Annotated in this window: 16 protein-coding genes; 1 reads left to right on the top strand and 15 read right to left on the bottom strand. The window is 61.2% G+C overall.

Going from position 1 to position 18,513, the window contains the following annotated elements; all coding sequences use genetic code 11:
* Window positions 1-19: 19 nt before the first annotated feature.
* The 9 genes from FQS62_RS21295 to FQS62_RS21255 all read right to left on the bottom strand — a co-directional run bounded on the left by FQS62_RS21295 (window position 20) and on the right by FQS62_RS21255 (window position 9,221).
* Window positions 20-265, bottom strand: coding sequence for a hypothetical protein (locus FQS62_RS21295; RefSeq protein ID WP_008267212.1), 246 nt, complete (start codon window positions 263-265; stop codon window positions 20-22).
* A 39-nt stretch (window positions 266-304) separates the two neighbouring features.
* The gene (locus FQS62_RS21290) at window positions 305-946 is read right to left on the bottom strand and encodes a hypothetical protein (protein ID WP_032961297.1); all 642 of its coding nucleotides are present in this window, start codon (window positions 944-946) and stop codon (window positions 305-307) included.
* Between the two features lie 16 nt (window positions 947-962).
* On the bottom strand, window positions 963-1,661 hold the full coding sequence (locus tag FQS62_RS21285) for a HupE/UreJ family protein (protein ID WP_008264906.1): 699 nt from the start codon (window positions 1,659-1,661) through the stop codon (window positions 963-965).
* A 29-nt stretch (window positions 1,662-1,690) separates the two neighbouring features.
* Entirely contained in the window at window positions 1,691-4,828 is a 3,138-nt protein-coding gene (locus FQS62_RS21280) for an efflux RND transporter permease subunit (RefSeq protein WP_032961302.1), read from the bottom strand.
* A gap of 9 nt (window positions 4,829-4,837) precedes the next feature.
* The gene (locus FQS62_RS21275; protein WP_040006894.1) at window positions 4,838-6,070 is read right to left on the bottom strand and encodes an efflux RND transporter periplasmic adaptor subunit; all 1,233 of its coding nucleotides are present in this window, start codon (window positions 6,068-6,070) and stop codon (window positions 4,838-4,840) included.
* Window positions 6,067-7,317, bottom strand: coding sequence for a TolC family protein (locus FQS62_RS21270; protein WP_075075812.1), 1,251 nt, complete (start codon window positions 7,315-7,317; stop codon window positions 6,067-6,069). The genes FQS62_RS21275 and FQS62_RS21270 overlap by 4 nt, the downstream gene beginning before the upstream one ends.
* An 88-nt stretch (window positions 7,318-7,405) precedes the next feature.
* Complete coding sequence (locus FQS62_RS21265) at window positions 7,406-7,771, bottom strand: hypothetical protein (RefSeq protein WP_075075811.1); 366 nt, start codon at window positions 7,769-7,771, stop codon at window positions 7,406-7,408.
* 129 nt (window positions 7,772-7,900) lie between these two features.
* On the bottom strand, window positions 7,901-8,551 hold the full coding sequence (locus tag FQS62_RS21260) for a hypothetical protein (RefSeq protein WP_008264806.1): 651 nt from the start codon (window positions 8,549-8,551) through the stop codon (window positions 7,901-7,903).
* 19 nt (window positions 8,552-8,570) lie between these two features.
* The gene (locus FQS62_RS21255; RefSeq protein WP_223224807.1) at window positions 8,571-9,221 is read right to left on the bottom strand and encodes a HupE/UreJ family protein; all 651 of its coding nucleotides are present in this window, start codon (window positions 9,219-9,221) and stop codon (window positions 8,571-8,573) included.
* A 379-nt stretch (window positions 9,222-9,600) separates the two neighbouring features.
* On the opposite strand from FQS62_RS21255, the gene FQS62_RS21250 reads away from it, so the two are divergent.
* Window positions 9,601-9,924, top strand: coding sequence for a hypothetical protein (locus FQS62_RS21250; RefSeq protein WP_008264507.1), 324 nt, complete (start codon window positions 9,601-9,603; stop codon window positions 9,922-9,924).
* A 111-nt stretch (window positions 9,925-10,035) separates the two neighbouring features.
* Here the strand turns inward: FQS62_RS21250 and FQS62_RS21245 are convergent, their stop codons facing one another.
* The 6 genes from FQS62_RS21245 to FQS62_RS21220 form a co-directional block, all read right to left on the bottom strand.
* The gene (locus FQS62_RS21245) at window positions 10,036-11,370 is read right to left on the bottom strand and encodes an MFS transporter (RefSeq protein WP_008267238.1); all 1,335 of its coding nucleotides are present in this window, start codon (window positions 11,368-11,370) and stop codon (window positions 10,036-10,038) included.
* 97 nt (window positions 11,371-11,467) lie between these two features.
* Entirely contained in the window at window positions 11,468-14,713 is a 3,246-nt protein-coding gene (locus tag FQS62_RS21240; protein WP_008266162.1) for a CusA/CzcA family heavy metal efflux RND transporter, read from the bottom strand.
* On the bottom strand, window positions 14,713-15,882 hold the full coding sequence (locus FQS62_RS21235) for an efflux RND transporter periplasmic adaptor subunit (RefSeq protein WP_032961315.1): 1,170 nt from the start codon (window positions 15,880-15,882) through the stop codon (window positions 14,713-14,715). Before FQS62_RS21235 ends, FQS62_RS21240 begins: the two co-directional genes overlap by 1 nt.
* Window positions 15,883-17,106: a TolC family protein gene (locus tag FQS62_RS21230; RefSeq protein WP_008266451.1), complete on the bottom strand. Its 1,224-nt coding sequence runs from the start codon at window positions 17,104-17,106 to the stop codon at window positions 15,883-15,885.
* A gap of 87 nt (window positions 17,107-17,193) precedes the next feature.
* Window positions 17,194-17,757, bottom strand: a complete 564-nt coding sequence (locus FQS62_RS21225; RefSeq protein WP_049400889.1) for an RNA polymerase sigma factor — start codon at window positions 17,755-17,757, stop codon at window positions 17,194-17,196.
* 14 nt (window positions 17,758-17,771) lie between these two features.
* Complete coding sequence (locus FQS62_RS21220; protein WP_087786541.1) at window positions 17,772-18,200, bottom strand: periplasmic heavy metal sensor; 429 nt, start codon at window positions 18,198-18,200, stop codon at window positions 17,772-17,774.
* Between the last annotated feature and the right edge of the window lie 313 nt (window positions 18,201-18,513).

Below are 18,513 nucleotides of genomic sequence, written 5' to 3'. Positions count from 1 at the left end.
GACCATTCGCCGCAATCAATTACTTCTTCTTCGCAGCCGACTGCGCCTGAGCGTCGCACCTGTCCTTCAGCGCCTTGGTCTGAGGATCGGCAAGATCCACCTTGAACTTCGTCCGGTCAGCCAGCTGTTCACACGTAGCAGGCTTTGCCTTAGGCGCCTCCTTCACTTCCGACTCGGCATGAAGCGCCGGATCATGTGCGAAGGCCGATGCGGACGCTGCAATGGAAGCGAAAAGGACGCTGATGAGGGCAAAACGATTCTTCATGTTGCTTCTCCTAGGTTGATTTCGGCGTTATGCCGGGTGTCACGGCTGGTAGAGGTCGGCTTGGTAGCCGGTAATTTGCACCTCGATGATCACGGGGGTGCTGCCGCGGTTCTGCCAGTACCACCCATGGGTACCTTCAAAGGGAGCAATGAACGTTCCCTCGGCCTGACGCTGGGCGCCTTCAACGGCGTAGCTGGTCCAGGGGCCCTTCACGTCGGGACGCTCGCCGTGCATGTCCACGGCAACATCAGACGTGGCCTTCCAGCTGAAAACCATCCCAGCGCCCTGAGCCATATGGGCCTTCACCTCCTGGCCCTTACCAGGGGCAAGCTCGATCGTCAGTGAGTCCTGCCGTAAAGGAGTGCTGGCGAGAGAGACAGCGGCGGGTTCGAAGGCCTGCTTGCCATTGCTCCCGAAGGCAACCTTGGCCTTCTCGAACAGCGCCGAGACGGCTTCGGCGCTGCCAGCAGATGCCGGAACTGGGGGAGCTACGGCCTCTACCTGGTCAGTGGAGGCTAGGGCGTCCAGACCCAGAACCTTACCTACGCCCGTAGGGTCGATTCCGTACTCCGCGGGAAGCACGGTGGTGAGCAGAATCACCCCTGCAACGGCAGCGGCCAGGGCGGTGGATTTCAGCAGCTTGCGAGTGCTGGGCAGCTGATTGGAAAGCGTGATGGACATGAGTACCTCTGTAGATTCAGGAAACGAAGTAGCCGGTGAGCTGCATGCCAACAAGCACGAAGCCGGCGCACATAAGGGCGGTGTTGATGCTGTACGCCTGTCGATGGAATGACGGCAAGCGGCGCCAGAAGCCCATCACGATCAAGATGCCTGCGAGCGCGAGCAGCTGTCCGATCTCGACCCCCACGTTGAAGGCGAGCATGTTTGGGACAAGCCCGTCAGGTGAGAGCGAGAAATCCTGCAGCTTTGTCGCTAGACCAAAGCCATGGAAGAAGCCAAAGATCAGCACGGCGGCTTTGGTGTTGGGCTGTACCCCAAACCAGCGCTTGAACGCGCCCATGTTGTCCAGCGCCTTGTAGACAACCGACAGGCCAATGATTGCGTCGACCAGGTACGCATTCACATGCAATCCGCCCAGGACACCTAGCAGCAAGGTGGTGCTGTGGCCGATCGCGAACAACGTCACGTAGATGCTGACATCACGCATCCGGTACAGGAAGAAGATCACCCCGAACAGAAACAGGAGGTGGTCGTATCCAGTCACCATGTGCTTGGCGCCGAGGTACGTGAACGCGATGAGCTGCAGGCCGGTACTGTCTTCCAGGAAGGCCTGGTCGCCTTCACTGACGCCATGCGCCCAAGCAACGCAAGGCAGAAGGATGGCTGCAAGCAGGTAGAGCCACGCTTGGGTTCGTTTGGAAATGGTCAACTGCATGTTCCTGGGAGGGGTTGAGATGGACGGGTTCACGCTGCGTCCTCCTTCCGCTCATCCCCTTCGCGGTGGATGAGGCGATAGAGCGCCGGCAACACCAGCAAGGTCAGCAGCGTGGAGGAGATGATTCCGCCGATAACGACCGTCGCCAGCGGGCGCTGAACTTCCGCGCCAGCCCCAACGTTTAGGGCCATTGGCAGGAAGCCCAGGCTGGCAACCAGGGCCGTCATCAGCACGGGGCGCAGCCGGGTCAGTGCACCTTCGGTTACCGCTTGGTGCAGGGGAGTGCCCTGTTCCCTAAGGCTCTTGATGAAGCTGATCATGACCAGGCCGTTGAGCACGGCGACGCCCGACAGCGCGATGAACCCCACGCCTGCAGAAATGGACAGGGGTATGTCACGCATCCACAGAGCCACCACGCCACCGGTCAACGCAAGTGGAACGCCGCTGAACACGATGGCAGCATCCTTGCCCGAGCCGAACGCCATGAAGAGCAAGCCGAAGATCATCACCAGGACGACCGGCACGACCACGGACAGCCGCTTGCTGGCAGAGATGAGCTGCTCGAAGGTACCGCCATACTCAATCCAGTAGCCTTCCGGCAACTGCACCTCCTGACCAACCTTCTCTCGCAGCTCCTCTACGAACGAACCAAGGTCGCGACCACGTACGTTGCTGGTGATGACGACGCGACGCTTGCCGTTCTCGCGACTGACCTGGTTTGGGCCTGGCGCAACTTCAACTTTAGCCAGCTGCCCCAGCGGAACGAACGCTCTCTGTTCGCCGGAACTGGCCCCGACGGCGACGGCTACCGGTAGCGATGCGAGCGTCCGGGTGTCCTGACGCAGGTTCTCGGGCAGACGAACGACGATGTCGAAGCGACGATCACCCTCAAAGACCTGACCGACCGCCTCACCGCCCAGCGCAACAGAGATGGTCTTCTGGACCTCGTCGATCGAAACGCCATAGCGGGCCAAAGCACCCAGGTCAGGCGTGATGGTCATAAGAGGCAGACCACTGATCTGCTCTAACTTCACGTCTGCGGCGCCTGGGATGGAACCTGCGGCGTCCTCGATCTGGCTGCCGATCTGCGCCAGCTGATCCAGGTCGTCACCGTACAACTTCACCGCCACCTCGGCGCGTACACCGGCAATCAGCTCGTTCATGCGCATCTGCACGGGCTGGGTGAACTCGTAGTTGTTGCCGGGAATTGCTCGGACAGCCTTCTCCAGCTCAGCAATGAGCTGCGCCTTTGGCTTGCGGGGATCAGGCCATTGGTCGCGATCCTTGAGCATGATGAAGGTGTCTGCGACCGACGGTGGCATGGGGTCGGTCGCTACCTCTGCTGTGCCGATCTTTGCGACAACCTCATCCACCTCGGGGAACTTCTTGATGGTCGCTTCAAGCTGGCGCTGCATGCCGATGGCTTGCGTCAGACTAGTGCCGGGAATGCGCAGCGCGTGAAGCGCAATATCACCTTCGTCCAGATTCGGAATGAACTCAGTGCCCATGCGACTGGCCAGAAGACCCGCCAGTACGGTGAGGACGGCTGCACCACCCACAACCAGTTTGCGAGCACTGACTGCCCGCTCCAGCATCGGGCCATACAGCTTGGTTACGCCCCGCATAGCCTTGGTTTCCTTCTCCGAGACCTTGCCCGTGACAAACTGAGCAACCGCAGCGGGAACGAACGTGAGGGACAATGCCATCGCACCAGTCAGCGCGATAACGACGGTCAGGGCCATCGGGTGGAACATCTTTCCTTCCACGCCGGAGAGCGCAAAGATCGGGATGTAGACGGCGGCAATGATGAACAAGCCGAACAAGCTGGGCTTGATCACCTCGGCACTGGCGCTGGCGGCCAAAGCAAAGCGCTCATCCCGGGTCAACAGACGCCCCAGGGCGTGCTGACGCTCGCCGAAGCGGCGCAGACAGTTCTCAACAATGATGACCGCGCCGTCGACGATCAGACCGAAGTCCAGCGCACCCAAGCTCATCAGATTTGCTGAGACACGGTTCTGGACCATGCCGGAGATGGTCAGCAGCATGGTCAAAGGAATGACCGCGGCCGTGATCAGTGCGGCGCGAAGATTTCCGAGCAGAAGGAACAGCACCGCAATGACCAGCAGGGCACCTTCCAGTAGGTTCTTCTTGACGGTTTCAATGGTGCGGTCGACCAGCTCCGTACGGTCATAGACCGCATGCGCGCGGACACCTTCTGGAAGCGTCTCGTCGATCTCCTTCAGCTTGGCAGCGGTTCGCTGAGCGACTTCGCGGCTGTTCTCACCAATGAGCATGAATGCAGTACCAAGTACCACTTCCTTGCCATCTTTGGTCGCTGCACCCGTTCGCAGTTCGGTGCCCTCGTGAACGTCTGCGAGGTCACCGACGCGAAGCGGCAGCCCCTCGCGATTGGCGACCACGATCTTGCGCAGGCCGTCCATGTCCGCCACTTGGCCAGGAACGCGCACAAGGTACTGTTCACCACTCTTTTCAATGTAGCCGGCACCCACGTTCGCATTGCTGCGCGCCACGGCCTCCATCACATCCTGCATGGTCAGCTCGTACGCCTGAAGCTTGCGCGGGTCAGGCGTGATGTGGAACTGCCGCACATAGCCACCGACGGTGTTGACCTCTGTAACACCTTTCAGATGTCGCATCTGGGGGCGTACCACCCAATCCTGGAGGGTACGAAGCGCCATCGGCGTCCAGGTCTCTTCAGCACCCTTCTCGGCTTCCACGGTGTACATGAAGATCTCACCGAGACCGGTGGCGACCGGGCCCAGCGTTGGCTTCAGCCCAGTTGGGAGCTGTGATGCGGCTTGCTGCAAGCGCTCGGCCACCTGCTGCCGCGCGAAGTAGATGTCGGTACCGTCTTCGAATACAACGGTGACCTGGGAGAGACCATAACGCGAGATGGACCGCGTGTACTCCAGCTTGGCTAAGCCGGCCAAGGCTGTCTCGACGGGGAACGTTACCCGCTGCTCTGCCTCCAGTGGAGAGTAGCCCGGTGCTTCGGTGTTGATCTGGACCTGGACATTGGTGATGTCAGGGACGGCGTCGATTGGCAGCTTGCTGTAGTTCCAGATGCCCAAGCCTGACAGCGCCAGGACCAGAAGCAGCACAAGCCATCTATGCGCGATGGACGCGCGAATGATTCGCTCTAGCATGATGGATCCTTAGTGGTCGTGGCTGGCGCCAGACTTCTCGATGTCTGCACGGATCAGATAGCTCTGCTCGGCGACGTACCGCGTTCCGGGCTTCAGTCCGCCAAGAACCTCTGCCCACTCGCCATCACGCTTTCCAAGCTCAAGCATGCGCACCTCATAGGTATCGCCCACCTGCGCAAATACGACGGTAAAGTCGCGAAATCGCTGGAGCCCTGACTCTTTGACGGCCAGTGGAACAGGTGTCTCGGCAATGATGACCTCGGCCGAGACAGCCATTCCTGGACGCCACTTGCCGTCACCATTGGGGATACTCACGCGCGCAACCACGCTTTGGCCGCTGCTTGCCAGCGGAAGCAGGCTTTGGAGCCTACCTTCAGTCTCCAAGGCACCCGTGGCGGAACGGATCCGCACTGCTTGACCTGGAGCGAGACGCTCGGCGTCAGTGCCCAGAGCTCGTAGATCGACCCAGACCTCTGACAGATCGGCAACGTCGAACAGTGTGTTGTCGGCGGCCACATCACCAACACTGGTGTTGCGCGCAAGAACGATGCCGCTGAAGGGAGCAATCACCGCGTAGGTGCGCATGCTGTCATTGCCTTCAACCGTCGCCAGCGTCTGCCCTGCGGAAACGCGTTGGCCCATCTCGACCGACACGCTGCGGACAATACCTGGGAATCGTGCTTTGACGGCGGCCTGGCGGCCAGTGTTGACCGCGATGTTCCCCATCAGCGTGACCGTATCGCGGATAGTGCCAGCGGTAGCCTCTTCCACCACCACACCCGCATCCTTGGCAGCGCTTGGCTCGATGGTGGTACGGCCCTCATAGGACTGATAGGACCAGGTGTGTGTCTTTCCTCCTACCACTGCGTCTGCCTTCACGTCGAAAGAATGAGGTTCCACGACCTCGCCGTTCCCCACGAGATAGTCGTTTTCGGCGGTGAAAGTGAAATCATTGACCTCACCGTCGAGGCGCTTCAACTGCATTGTTGCCTTCACCTCATTCGGTGAGATCGGCTTGTCATTTCGATAGGCGTAGAGGCGGAACTGAGGAGGCGTGTTGGTTTCATAGACGGTGACTTCAAGTGCGAAATCACCATCGCGGAGCATGCGACCGCGGTTGGGGCCGCGCTCGTAGTCGCCGGCCGCGGCGGTGGACTCTGCGGCTTCTTTCTCAACCGGCTTTTCACCGCCACAGGCGGCCAGTGCCAGCGGAAGCAACATAAGAAGGGCGTAACGATTCATGGGCGGATATCCTGGGCGGAGGCGGTGAGGCGATCTGCCTCGACCAGCAATCGGAGATAGAGTGCGGCGGACTCGACTTCGCGCTCACGAAGGTCGAACAGCGTCTTCTGCGCCTGGCTCAATGCGAGATAGGAGAATCGACCCTCCTCGAAGCCACGACGGCTCTGATTCATCGCCTGCTCCGCCTTGGGGAGCTGCCGCTCACGAACGGAGGTGACCTCCAACTGCGCTTGGCGCAGCTGTTGATAGACTCCGAACAGCTCCTGGTTGAGCTCCAACATTTGTGCTTCACGGCGTGACTTGAGCGCACTCAGTTCGTAGTCGACTTCGGATACCGAGTAGGCTGATCGACGCCGGGTTCCCAAGGGAACCGAGATCGACATGACCAAGCCACTGTCCTTCGTTGCTTCAAGACGGCGAAGTCCAAATCCAACACTCACGTCAGGCTTCGCGCTGGAAACGGCGACATCGCGGCGCGCGGCAAGAATTCTGGACTGGGCATCGAAGGCACGTTGCTGTGGCGCGTTCTGAAGGCGTTCGGACAGCGTCTGGTAGTCATCCAGCGGGGGGAGGATGTTTGTATCGCCGGCGACGGTGTCGAAGTCAGCGGTGAAAGAGCCCCAGGAAGACGCAAGCGCCATGCGCGATGCCTCCAACCGCTGGACTGCTTGATCACGCTTGAGCTCTGCATCGGCCAGGGCGATTTCAGCGGCCCTCAGGTCTGAGTCCGGGTTCCGTGCCGCAGAGACCCAGCGGGCCACCTCTCGCTGGAGCGCGCGGGCCATACGAATCCGCTCTTCCGCATGCTCGACATGCTCCTGCGCCGCAAGCACGTCGATGAATCGACCAGCGGTGCGTGTGGCGATGGCCACCCGGGTCACATCAGCCTCTCGCTGGGCTGCATCGACCTCCGCGCCGCCAAGCGCTTGGCGGGCCGCCCGCTTGCCACCCAGTTCCAGAATCTTGGATACCCGGAACGTTGCCTCGGCAGCGTCCATACCTCGCACGCTGCCACTACCGGCCACGTTCTCCAGTTCTCCGCCGAGCACCAACGGGGCTGCTAAGCCCTCTCGCGCCGCACGGTTCTTTGTCGCCTCTATTTGTGCGGCATCTGCCTGCACGCTTGGGTGAGTGCCAAGGGCGCGGGCAACCGCATCCTCCAGGCGCAGCACTTCGGCGGCGTGGCCAGGAAGGGCCACACCGCAGGCGCCGGCAACAGCCAGCGCCCACACACTACGGAATTTCACGGAAGCCTCCGGAAAGAAAGTCAGAACGACGCGCCGCGTCCCGCTACACGGGAGGCGCGCTCAGGCTGCTAGAGCGCAGCTAGGGTCGTCAGACGATCGGAGGTCGGAAGGGTGACGCCGGGTGCCCTGCAGGCACCCTCAGAAGTCGCAGAGCATGGACTTCACCGGCCAGCGGTAGTGAAGCCAGGTAGACGTGGGGCGTGAACAAGCTTCCAGCGAAACTCGCGTCTGCCTGATGCAGTACCGCATGAGCGCCAGTGGCGTGATCCGGGTCCAGATTGTCGCCCGCACCGCCGGCATGTGAATGGCCATGATCCACCGCTGCTGCGATGTCATGTTCCAATCCGTGCAGTTCGCTGAGCTGGATCACCATCGGCCGCGCAACGACACTCAACAGCATCAGCGCAAAGAAGCTGATCCTGAGGGCAAGGCCGTGGCGGGCGGAAAGACGCATATGGGTTAGCTTAAGCGGGGCTGGCTGGGGTTGTCGAGGGGCCGAAACTGGGCGCAGCCCATCGGAAATACCCCACATAGGGCGGTGGCCGGGCCTTAAGCGCACCCGGCCACCGCTCACCGCTGCGGTTTACATCTTCTTGATCAACTCGTACTCCCCTCCGGTGCGGAGCAGAAGCGTTACGGGCTCCTCGCCCCTGTTGCGCCAGAACCATCCGTGGTTGCCATCGAAGGCAGCCAGGAGCACCCCCTGCTTGGTGGCTTCCCCTCGACCCTTCTCATAGCTGATCGCTCGACCGCCGCCGTCTCCGTGGGTGTCGAAGTTCACGACGCCGCCTTCAACAGACCACTGGTAGCTGGCGCGCTCGCCCGCCTTCATGACGAGCTTGATCTCGGTGCCCTGGCCCGGCGTCAGGACAACCTGTTCTTCGTCCCGCCATTCGGCAGCGGTGGCCGCATTACTCGCGGCAGGCTTCTGAGCAACTTCAACGGTCTTACGGTTCTGCGTGGACACCTGCGTCAGCAGGGCGGCTGCCTCGTCTTCGGCGGCCTTTGCGTCCATCGCAGCGTCAGCTGCCGCTTCCTCGGCAAGCTGTTCCTTGATCTCCCCCATTTCCTTCAGACCAAGTACCCGACCAACACCAGTGGGATCGATTCCGTACTCAGATGGCATCACCACTCCAACCAGGAGGATGATGGCGATGCCGGCGGCAATTGCGGTGGTGCGTCCCAGCTGGCGGCTGGTGGGAAGGTCGCCTTCGGCGGGCTTACTGTTGTACATGATGTAGTTCTCTTGAAAGTCAGGAAACGAAGTAGCCAGTGAGCTGCATGCCGATCAGAATGAATCCGGCGCAGAGCATGGCGGCATTGGCGGTGTAGGCGTGCTTGAAGAAGCTGGGCGTGCGGCGCCAGTAGCCCATTGCGATCAGAATCGCGCCAAGCGAGAGGATCTGGCCGATCTCCACGCCGACGTTGAACGCAAGCAGGTTGGGCAACAGACCATCGGGTGAGATGTCGTACTCGATGATCTTGGTTGACAGACCAAAGCCGTGGAACAGGCCGAAGATCAACGTCGCAACCTTTGTGTTTGGCTGGAAGCCGAACCAACGCTGGTAGGCGCCCAGATTGTCCAAGGCCTTGTAGACCACAGACAGACCAATGATTGCGTCGATCAGGTAGCTGTTGATGCCCACGTTGAACAGCACACCCAGCAGCATCGTTGTGGAGTGCCCGATCGCGAACAGCGTCACATACAGCGCGACATGCTTCATCCGGTACAGGAAGAACACCACGCCCAGGAGGAACAGGATGTGGTCATAGCCGGTGGCCATGTGTTTCGCGCCCAGATAGGCGAATGCGATCAGATTTACTCCAGATATTTCCTGGATGTAGCCCTTGTCGCCTTCGGCGATCGCGTGAGCCAACGCCCCGTCAGCTGTGAGTAGCAGCATGAACAGGGAAAGCAGTGCGAGTAGAGTTCGCGGCCAGTGCGACAGTAGTGGGGGTTGGAGAAGGACGCGCGAGAGCGTCCCGGATTCAGAACTGGGGATCATGATGAGGATCTACGAATGCGGTCAGCGGACCTCCGCCAAAGCTATCCGCTACGACACTGGGAACCGGCGCAACGTGCTACGAGTGCGCAGAAGGCGCGCACGGCACGTCACACGGATCACTGCGCGTAAGCGGGGTCCGGGCGGGGAACGAATGAATAATTTCTTGCAGCGACGAACGTCCAGTAAGGATTGACTGGACGGGCGCTGCCAAGCCTCTGCTCAGTGCGAGCACGATGCCTGGGTCTCAGGCGATAGGAGGCCTGAACAGGGATGAGCGATGATGCTGAAGCTCTGCCGCTGGCTGGTGCCAGGGATGGATATCGCTCAGATCAACTCGAGCGGGTCCAGCAAGGCTGGCCAAGATGCCTACAGAAGCCGTCAGATCGGCCTGGTGCAACAGGCTGTGCAATCCAACCGCGTGTTCAAGATCACGGTCTGCGGCATCACTCACCCCAACATGGGGGTGACCATGTTCCACCGCAGCCTGCACGATGTGCTGCAAGCCGTGCAGCTCACCCAGATGATTCAGGACGGGTCGCACGAGCAGACTCGCCACCAGCATCATGAAGATGCAGCTGCGCAACAGCACGCTGGTTGGTAGACGAAGGGATCGCACGGGCAAAGACTAGAGGCTTGTTCTGGCAAAGTCGATATGACAACGTCGGGCGCGAGCGGTGAAAATGCCCTCTCGCGCCCCTTGTTCAAGTTTCCGTCATCCAGGCCAACGAGGGTGCACGTCGTCGATGACATACCGATGTGAATGCTTGCCGTTGGAAGAGGCGTGTTCCGCCCAGTGGGGATGGTCCGCAGCCAGATCGTCGTGACCGTGGGAAATCTCGTCCGGGTCATGGGCGGGCCAGATTCTCCAGGCGAACACGAATCCGGCGATGCCGACTACTGCCAGTGCCATGATCGCCACTGGCATTCCAAACTTCGCACCCACGGTTCCCGCCAGAGGGTAGGCAATCAGCCAACACACGTGGGAGAGAGAGAACTGCGCTGCGAACAGGAATGGCAGATCGGTGGATTCCGCTGATCGTCGCAGCAATCTGCCGCCAGGAGTCACCAGCCCCGCATAGCTCATCCCCAACAATGCCCAGCCGGCGAGCACGATGGGCCAACCTATGGAGGAGGGCGAGAGCAGCCAGGTAAGACTGAGGGTCACAAGTACAATGCACATTGCAAGGGCTGCGGAGAGCATCACACGCCTGTCAGCCACCCGATCGAGAACCTTGGGGAGGACAAGCGCCGTCAGCATCGAACCGCCACCGAAAGCTGCCAGCGCCCATGCCACCTGTGACTCTGCTCCGCCGAGAACGTTGCGCACCACGACGACAGTGTTCACGAACACCATGGCGCCGCCGGCGGCCGCACACAGATTAAGGGCAAGCAACCCTTTCAGCCTGGGCGTCTTCAGGTAGATCCGCATTCCTCGAATCGCGCGGGCGTAGGGACCGTCCTTTCTCAGGGAAGGAGCAACGAAGGGGAATGCAGTTGAGAACACCAGCATGGCGGATATCACGAAGCCTACGGACGTACCAGCGAACAGGCCGTGGAAGCTGATCAGCGTCAGCAGAGCAGCGGCCAACGCGGGACTCAGCAGGCTCTCCAGGTCATAGGCCAGGCGCGACAGGGACAGTGCTCGGGTGTAGTCGCGTTCCTCCTTCAGGATTTCCGGGATCGTCGACTGGAACAGAGGGGTGAAGCACGCCGAGGCCGACTGCAGCAAGGCAATGAGCAGGTACACCTGCCAGATCTGGTTGACGAACGGCAGACAAAGCGCCGCGCCCGCCCGCACCAGGTCGAGGGCAATAAGCACCGGTTTGCGTAGATTTGCCGGGACGATCGCTCCGGACAGAGGGGCCAACAGCACGTAGACAATCATCTTGATTGCCAGAGCCGTACCTAGCACAGCGCCCGCCTCAGCCCCCGCCAGGTCATAGGCCAAAAGAGAGAGCGCCACGGTAGCCAAGCCCGTGCCGATCAGCGCGATAACCTGCGCAGCGAACAGGTTCCTGAATGTTGGAAAGCGTAGGACCTCGATCATGGCTCACCTCTAGATGGAACAGTGGAAAGCGCCGCTGCCCTGCGGATCGTAATCCGATCCGTAGGGCAGGACGTGAAGCCGTGGAAGGGGCTTGTGCTCAATCGACTTCGGGTACCGGCAGGGGGTCTTCAATGCCCGCGGCCTTCCTGCGCGCAGTTCTTCGGAGTACCAGCCCGCACAGCGCAGGCAGCACGAACAGCGTCAGTACGGTTGCCGTGGCAAGACCCCCGATAACCACTGTAGCCAGTGGCTTCTGCACTTCGGCGCCCGTACCCGTTGCAATCGCCATCGGGACGAAGCCCAGGGAGGCAACCAGCGCGGTCATAAGAACCGGTCTGACGCGCTCCATTGCACCCAGTTCGACCGCCTCATCTGGCGGAAGCCCCTCGTGCAGGCGTTTCTTGATCGCGGAGATCAGAACCAGGCCGTTGAGCACCGCGACACCAGATACCGCGATGAAGCCCACAGCGGCTGAGATCGAGAAGGGGATTCCTCTCAACGCCAATGCGAAGAATCCACCGGCCAGAGCAAGTGGCACTGCAGTCAGTACCGTACCTGTCAGCAAACCGTTGCCAATCGCCATGTAGAGGACGGCCGCAATGAGGATGAAGCAGAGAGGCACAATGATCGCCAGTCGCTTCGTTGCTGCCTGCAGATTTTGGAACTGCCCGCCCCATTCGATCCAGGAACCGGTGGGCAACTGCACCTGCTGGCCAATAGCCGCCTTGGCGTCGTCAACGAAGCTACCCAGGTCACGCCCGACCACATTCGCTTCCACATAGATTCGACGTTTGCCATTGTCGCGGCTGACTTCGTTCAGACCCTGCGTGAAGCGGAAGCTGACCAATTCACGAAGCGGAACAGACTGACGGCCTTCCTGACTGCCTGGCGGCAGCATGACCGGAACGGCTCCCAGTACATCGAGATCGCTGCGGTCCACACGGGGCAGACGAACCACTACGTCGAAGCGCCGATCACCTTCGAAGATCTGGCCCGCCATGCGACCTGCCAGCGCAGCAGACACTGTGTCGGCCACTTCCTTGACGGTCAGTCCGTAACGGGCGATCGCGGCCCGGTCGAATGCCATGTCAAAGGTCGGGAAGCCTCCCGTTTGCGCCACACGGACATCCGATGCGCCCGGAATCTTCTTGAGGACGCTCGCAATCTTGTCAGCGCTGCCGGCAAGCGCCGTCAGGTCTTCGCCATAGATCTTGACTGCAACGTCGCTACGAACGCCGCCGATCAGCTCATTGAAGCGCATCTCGATGGGCTGGGTGGCGTCATAGTTGTTACCAACAAGAAAGGCTGTCTTCTCTCGAATCCTCTCGATCACCTGCTCTTTGGTCTTCACTCCATCCGGCCATTGGTCCTTGGGCTTGAGGATCACGTAGTTGTCGGACGCGTTGGGCGGCATGGGATCTGCGGCCAGGCTTGCGGTACCGGCCTTGGAGTACACCGTCTGTACCTCCGGCAACGTCATCAGTGCCTTCTCAAGAGGAAGGTCGATGGCGACGGACTGCTCGATCGATGTGGACGGGATGCGAACGGAGGACAGGTTGAGATTCTGCTCATCCAATGTGGGCATGAACTCCCGACCCACAAAGCCAAAGGCCACAACGCCGGCCACCAGGACGCCAAGACCACCGGCCAGGTAGGGCATGGGTTGGCGGATTGCGCTGCGAAGCATCGGCTGATAGCGGCTCTTGGTGGCAGCGACTACCCGTACTTCTTTCTCGGAAATGTGGCCCTTGAGCATGACCGCCACCATCGCCGGAACGAAAGTGAGGGAGAGCACGAATGCAGAGGCCAGCGCCAGCATCAGGGTAATTACCATCGGGGAGAACATCTTTCCCTCGACGCCCTGGAAGGTCAGGCATGGCACGAAGACCAGGAAGATGACCGCCTGCCCATACACGGTCGGGCGGACCATCTCCTTGGACGAGGCGATCGTTTCATGCAGCCGCTCCGATAGATTGAGTGGGCGCCCAAGTGCATGCTGTCGCTCTGCCAAACGGCGCAGCGCGTTCTCGACGATGATGACCGCGCCGTCGATGATCAGGCCAAAGTCGAGCGCACCCAGACTCATCAGGTTGCCAGAGATCCCGAGCTTGTTCATGCCGATCGCGGTGATCAGCAGGGACAACGGAATCACCAATGCAGCAATGACAGCAGCTCGCCAGTTTCCGAGCAATGCAAATAGGATGACCACGACTAGAAGAGCGCCTTCGGCCAGGTTCTTGGCGACGGTCTTGATCGTTGCGACAACCAGCTGGGATCGGTCCAGCGTGGGAACAATCCTCACGCCCGGCGGCATGGTCTTGCCGATCTCCTGCAGCTTGTCACCCACTGCGGCCGCCACAGTTCGGCTGTTGGCGCCAACCAGCATGAGTGCGCTGCCAACGACGGTCTCGTAGCCATTGCGGCTGGCGGCACCGCGGCGGAGCTCACCGTCAACGACCACACGTGCGACGTCTCCCACTGTTACGGGAACTCCGTTGCGATTGCCCACAACGGCACGGGCAATCTCGTCCACGGAGCGGATGCGGGCGTCTGCGCGCACCAGATAGGACTCGCCCGACCTCTGGATGTAGTCTGCTCCGACCGACAGGTTGGCATCCTGCAACGCGTCGGCTAGGTCGGTATAGGAGAACCCGTACTCTGCGAGCTTGCTCGCATTGGGCTCAACGACATACTCCTTGACGTAGCCGCCGAGGCTGTCGACGTCTGCTACGCCCGGCGTCGTGCGCAGCTGAGGCCGCACAATCCAGTCCTGGACTGTGCGCAAGTAGGCCAGACGTGCCATGTTGTCCGTCAGCCGTTCCCCCTGATCAGTCAGGAACGAACCGTCGCTTTGCCAGCCAGGCTTACCATCATTTCGCGGGGCATCTTTGCCATCTGGGTGGGTGAATTCAACGCTGTAGTGGAATACTTCGCCCAACCCGGTCGAAACCGGGCCCATCAGCGGTTCGGCACCCTCCGGCAACTGGGGCCGAGCCTGAGTCAGTCGCTCGGTGACCTGTTGGCGCATGAAGTAGAGGTCTGCGCTCTCATCGAAGATCACCGTGACCTGGCTGAAGCCGTTGCGCGAGAACGACCGGGTGTTCGCGACGCCCCGAAGTCCTGCCATCGCGGTCTCGATCGGGTAGGTAACGCGCTTCTCGACCTCCACTGGACTCAGCGTCGGGATGACGGTGTTGATCTGGACCTGCTTGTTCGTGATATCCGGAGTCACGTCGATCGGTAGCAGGTTCAGTTGCCACCCGCCGATCACCGCAATCACCAGTGTGATGAACAGAACCAGCCAGCGGTGCCGTACGGCACCCGTAAGTACTTGCTCGATCATTACTCGTCTCCGCCCGACTTTTTCATCTCGGCCTTCACCAGAAACGCATTACGGGTAGCAACCGGGGTTCCCGCAGTGACGCCAGAAAGGATCTGCGCCATACCACCGCTACGGAGGCCAATGAAGACCGGCTGTGCAGTGAACCCCTTACTGGTTCTGACGAAGAGGACGTCTTTTCCGTCGATGTTCTGGACCGCCTCTTCCGAGACAGACAGCCCCTCACCCGATCCGGAAGCGGTGACCAGCCGGACCTGCACACCGTCACCCACAACCAATCCGTTCGCCTCTGCGCTCGGGGTGATTACGACTGTGGCAGCCCTTGTCAGCCCACCTACGGCGGCAGCAACTGAACGGACCTTGCCTGAGGTGACGCTTCCGTCGGAGCGGGTAATGGACGCGCTGTCGCCGGCCTTGATCCGACCGGTGTCACCCGCACGAACGGAGGCCTGAATCTCCACGCCATTGGAACCTGTGACCCTATAGAGGGAGGCCTGCGGCTCGACGAAAGCGCCCAGAGTCACTTGCGAGCTGCTGATGGTTCCATCGATAGGGCTGATGACGTTGACGCTACCTCCTCCATCCACATTGGCGGTGCGTGCCACCAGGGCAGCGCGTTGTGCTTCTGCTTGCGCTGTGAGATAAGCGGCGCGACTCGCCTCGGCCTCTTGTCGTGCCAACACGCCCTGTGCGAGCAACGACTCATCGCGCTTGACGTTCTTTTCGGCGAGGGAGAGGCTGGCGCTGGCCACACGAAGGTCAGCCGCAATACGGGCCCCATCAGGGCTGGCTACGCGTGCCAGCACTTCGCCCTTCTTCACCTTGTCGCCCACCTGCCGGATGACATCGGTGACGTTACCGGCCGCACGTGCCACCACGACGGCCTCACCACCGGGGATTGCCACGACCGAACCCGATGCGGTGATGTTCGCCGCTACCTGAGCGGAAGTGACGGGCTCCACCGAGATCCCCGCAGCGGCAACATACTCCTTGGGAATCGCGACTTCCTGAGCCGCCTCCGCCGGCGCACTGGCGCTGGCTTCGTCTTTCGCGGGGTCGACCACCGTCTCTGAAGGGGCGGATAAGCGTGCAATGCCAAATCCTGCGCCAAGCGCCAAGGTAGCCACGCCGATCATCGTCAGGGTGTTAACAGCCGGAATACTTCTCTTCATCTACATGTCTCCAAAGGCAATCTGACCGCTGGCCACGGCGAGCGATGCGTAGGCGGCAACGCGTGCGAGTCGTGCATCCACCACGCTCAGCCTCGCGTCCGTCAGCGTGCGACGGCTAAGCAGCAGCTCAACCAGTGGGGTTCTACCGGCCTCGTATCCCAAGCGCGCCATTCGGTAGGCTTCCGTGGCTGCTTCCTCTCCCTTGGAGGCAGCGATCAGTCCTCGCTTGGCGGCGTCAACACGCGCAAGCGCAGTCGCACGGTCCGCCTGGCTCTGGAGGCGTGCGGCATCCAATCGAGCACGGGCGGCGTCGCTCCGTGCTCGAGCCGCGCTGATCCCGCCACTGTTCCGGTCAAACAATGGGATGCTCAGAGACACGCCGACGACCAATGCGTCCCCACCGGCGGCGAAGTTGCGACGGCCTGCGGTGAGGTTCAGGTCCGGTGCCCGCTTGAAGCGTTCAGTGCGCAGAACCGCATCGCTCGCGTCGACGTCTGCCTTCGCAGACAGGACAGATGCCGAATCGACGTTCGCAATTGCGGGCGCAACCCACTCGCGCACCAGGAGTGACTCGGACGTGCCTGAGTAGGGTTCCGCTCTTCCCGCCAGTACTGACAGTTGCTCGAGAGCTGCAGCCGCCTCTGCCTCTCTTGAGGCGGCAATCGCTTCTGCTGAGCTCAAGCCTGCCTGGGCTTGTGCTACGCGCAGGCTGGCCTCCTTTCCTGCGTCAACCAGCGCCTGAGCTGCCTTCAGGTCGCCTCTGGCGCGATCAACATCTTCGGCAGCAATGTCGCGCCGTATCAGCCCAGCTTCGGAAGACGCGTAGGCAACAGCCAAGGCTGCGGCGAATTCGACTTGCGCCTGGTGCTGGCGAGCTTCGGCCGCCTGCAGCCCTTTCTCTCCCGCCTGGATTCGAGCCCCACGTTGGCCAAAGATCTCGAGTGGCTGGCTGATGGTGTAGGTCGTCTGCCGCTGGCTCGCGCCATTGCTGGGGGGAGCGTTGAGATTCTCTGCGAGGGCATCAATGGTGGGGTTACGTAGCGCTCGCGCTTGGCGGGCTTCGCCCGCAGCGGCAGCTGTGTCGAACCCCTTTTCCTGAAGGAAGGGGGATTGGGCCCTGCTCTGCTCGAGCAACGCGCTGAAGTTCGGGGCGTCCGAGGCATAGGCCGCAGAGATACTGGTCAGGGCCAGCATCACCGTCAGGGCAAGCAATGATGGTTTCATGAGGATCCGGTGCAGTGGGGCCGCAATCTCGGCCGTCTTTCTGCACTACGCGGCCTGCGCGGCCTTCCCCTCGAATCCGGCGAAAATTTATTTCCCGCGGCTCAGTGCATCTGTCAGTTTGGCCCGCGCTCTCAGGACGCGACCCTCTATCGTTTTGAGACTGATACCCAGGGCGGAAGCTGCTTCAACCTGGGAAAGGCCGACGAAGGCAGTCAGAACCAGAGCTTCACGCAGGCTCGGGTCGATCGTGTTGAGAACCCTTCTTACTTCTGCGAGCTCAAGCTGAGAACCGGCAACCTGCTCTGGCCCGGCCTGCTCGGAATGCAGGGCGCGTCCTTCCTCATCATCCAAAGGCTTGGCCCGAAACAGGAAGTGGCGGACGCGTCGAAACCGTTGCGTATCACGAACCTTGTTGATTCCAATACGCATCAGCCAAGGAAGTACCGAGCGCGTCGGATCGTACTCTGACAGGCCTCGCCAAGCGGCAACGAATGTCTCCTGCACGACATCATCGACGTCGGTTTCGGGCAGACCCATGCCTCGAACCATCTGCTTGATTGCTGGCGAGTGACGGCGGACCAGGCGAGCGAAGGCCTCAGCATCACCCGCCGCAGCTTCAACTGCCCAGTTGTTGTCGTCCTCGATGGTCACAACGTTTGTGGGGCTCAGGGAGAGTCGGTGCGAAGTGCTTCAAGGAGTGCCTTGTCGTAGGCCGGCCGGTGCTCGGGTTTCAAGCCCTCGCGCATCTCGAACACATGCTCGAGCGTGATGCGCTGGAGATCGCCCGCAGCCCGCTCCACCTCACGACTTGCACGTTCCACCTGGGGGTTCCATTTGGGGTCAGCCGCGATGGCGTCCGCCAGCTGGCGGTTGGCAATCCGCAGGCGCGCTTCGATCTCACCTCGCCTTGTTGCGAACAGCTGTTCCTTGGCCTGGAGGATCTGCTTCTCCGAGTCGTCCAGAGGCACCACGGCGTGAAGGCGTTCATGGAGATCGCTGTGCCCAGGATTGAGCGAGTGCCAGATCCAGCCGATAGCCAGCGCGCACACTACGCCAATGATGGCGCCAGCGATTGTTGCCAGCGGCAGCCTCATGAGGGGTCCGATTGCCATCAGCGTTCCACCAGTAGAGCGTATGGGGACATGGAAGCTGGGGCCGCGACCCATGTCGGGCGCGAGGGTGCCTGGGTGACAAAGAAGGCGGAGCCTACTCCTCCGCAGGTAAGCACCGCCGCGAGCGCCGCGCATGCGAGTGCCCGGCGGAACTCTCGCTTACCGGCCCATTGCGAAGGGGAAGCTTCCTGGGACAGGCGTCGGACCAGGCTATCGGTGGCCCGATCATGGCCGTCTGGCCTTGTAGCTGCCGAGGCTCTGGACAGCCAATCGTCTAGATCATTCATGTGGAGAT

Origin of the sequence: Stenotrophomonas sp. SBJS02 (assembly GCF_020428325.2) — a bacterium.
GTDB classification, from domain to species: Bacteria; Pseudomonadota; Gammaproteobacteria; order Xanthomonadales; family Xanthomonadaceae; genus Stenotrophomonas; species Stenotrophomonas africana.
The sequence above is the reverse complement of the archived record's forward strand: the minus strand, read 5'-3'. Positions and strand labels throughout refer to the sequence as shown.

Bases quoted from the DNA above. Each gene is read 5' to 3' on its own strand.
- FQS62_RS21295 (WP_008267212.1), bottom strand. From the start codon at position 265: ATGAAGAATCGTTTTGCCCTCATCAGCGTCCTTTTCGCTTCCATTGCA.
- FQS62_RS21290 (WP_032961297.1), bottom strand. From the start codon at position 946: ATGTCCATCACGCTTTCCAATCAGCTGCCCAGCACTCGCAAGCTGCTG.
- FQS62_RS21285 (WP_008264906.1), bottom strand. From the start codon at position 1,661: ATGCAGTTGACCATTTCCAAACGAACCCAAGCGTGGCTCTACCTGCTT.
- FQS62_RS21280 (WP_032961302.1), bottom strand. From the start codon at position 4,828: ATGCTAGAGCGAATCATTCGCGCGTCCATCGCGCATAGATGGCTTGTG.
- FQS62_RS21275 (WP_040006894.1), bottom strand. From the start codon at position 6,070: ATGAATCGTTACGCCCTTCTTATGTTGCTTCCGCTGGCACTGGCCGCC.
- FQS62_RS21265 (WP_075075811.1), bottom strand. From the start codon at position 7,771: ATGCGTCTTTCCGCCCGCCACGGCCTTGCCCTCAGGATCAGCTTCTTT.
- FQS62_RS21260 (WP_008264806.1), bottom strand. From the start codon at position 8,551: ATGTACAACAGTAAGCCCGCCGAAGGCGACCTTCCCACCAGCCGCCAG.
- FQS62_RS21255 (WP_223224807.1), bottom strand. From the start codon at position 9,221: ATGCTGCTACTCACAGCTGACGGGGCGTTGGCTCACGCGATCGCCGAA.
- FQS62_RS21250 (WP_008264507.1), top strand. From the start codon at position 9,601: ATGATGCTGAAGCTCTGCCGCTGGCTGGTGCCAGGGATGGATATCGCT.
- FQS62_RS21245 (WP_008267238.1), bottom strand. From the start codon at position 11,370: ATGATCGAGGTCCTACGCTTTCCAACATTCAGGAACCTGTTCGCTGCG.
- FQS62_RS21240 (WP_008266162.1), bottom strand. From the start codon at position 14,713: ATGATCGAGCAAGTACTTACGGGTGCCGTACGGCACCGCTGGCTGGTT.
- FQS62_RS21235 (WP_032961315.1), bottom strand. From the start codon at position 15,882: ATGAAGAGAAGTATTCCGGCTGTTAACACCCTGACGATGATCGGCGTG.
- FQS62_RS21230 (WP_008266451.1), bottom strand. From the start codon at position 17,106: ATGAAACCATCATTGCTTGCCCTGACGGTGATGCTGGCCCTGACCAGT.
- FQS62_RS21220 (WP_087786541.1), bottom strand. From the start codon at position 18,200: ATGAGGCTGCCGCTGGCAACAATCGCTGGCGCCATCATTGGCGTAGTG.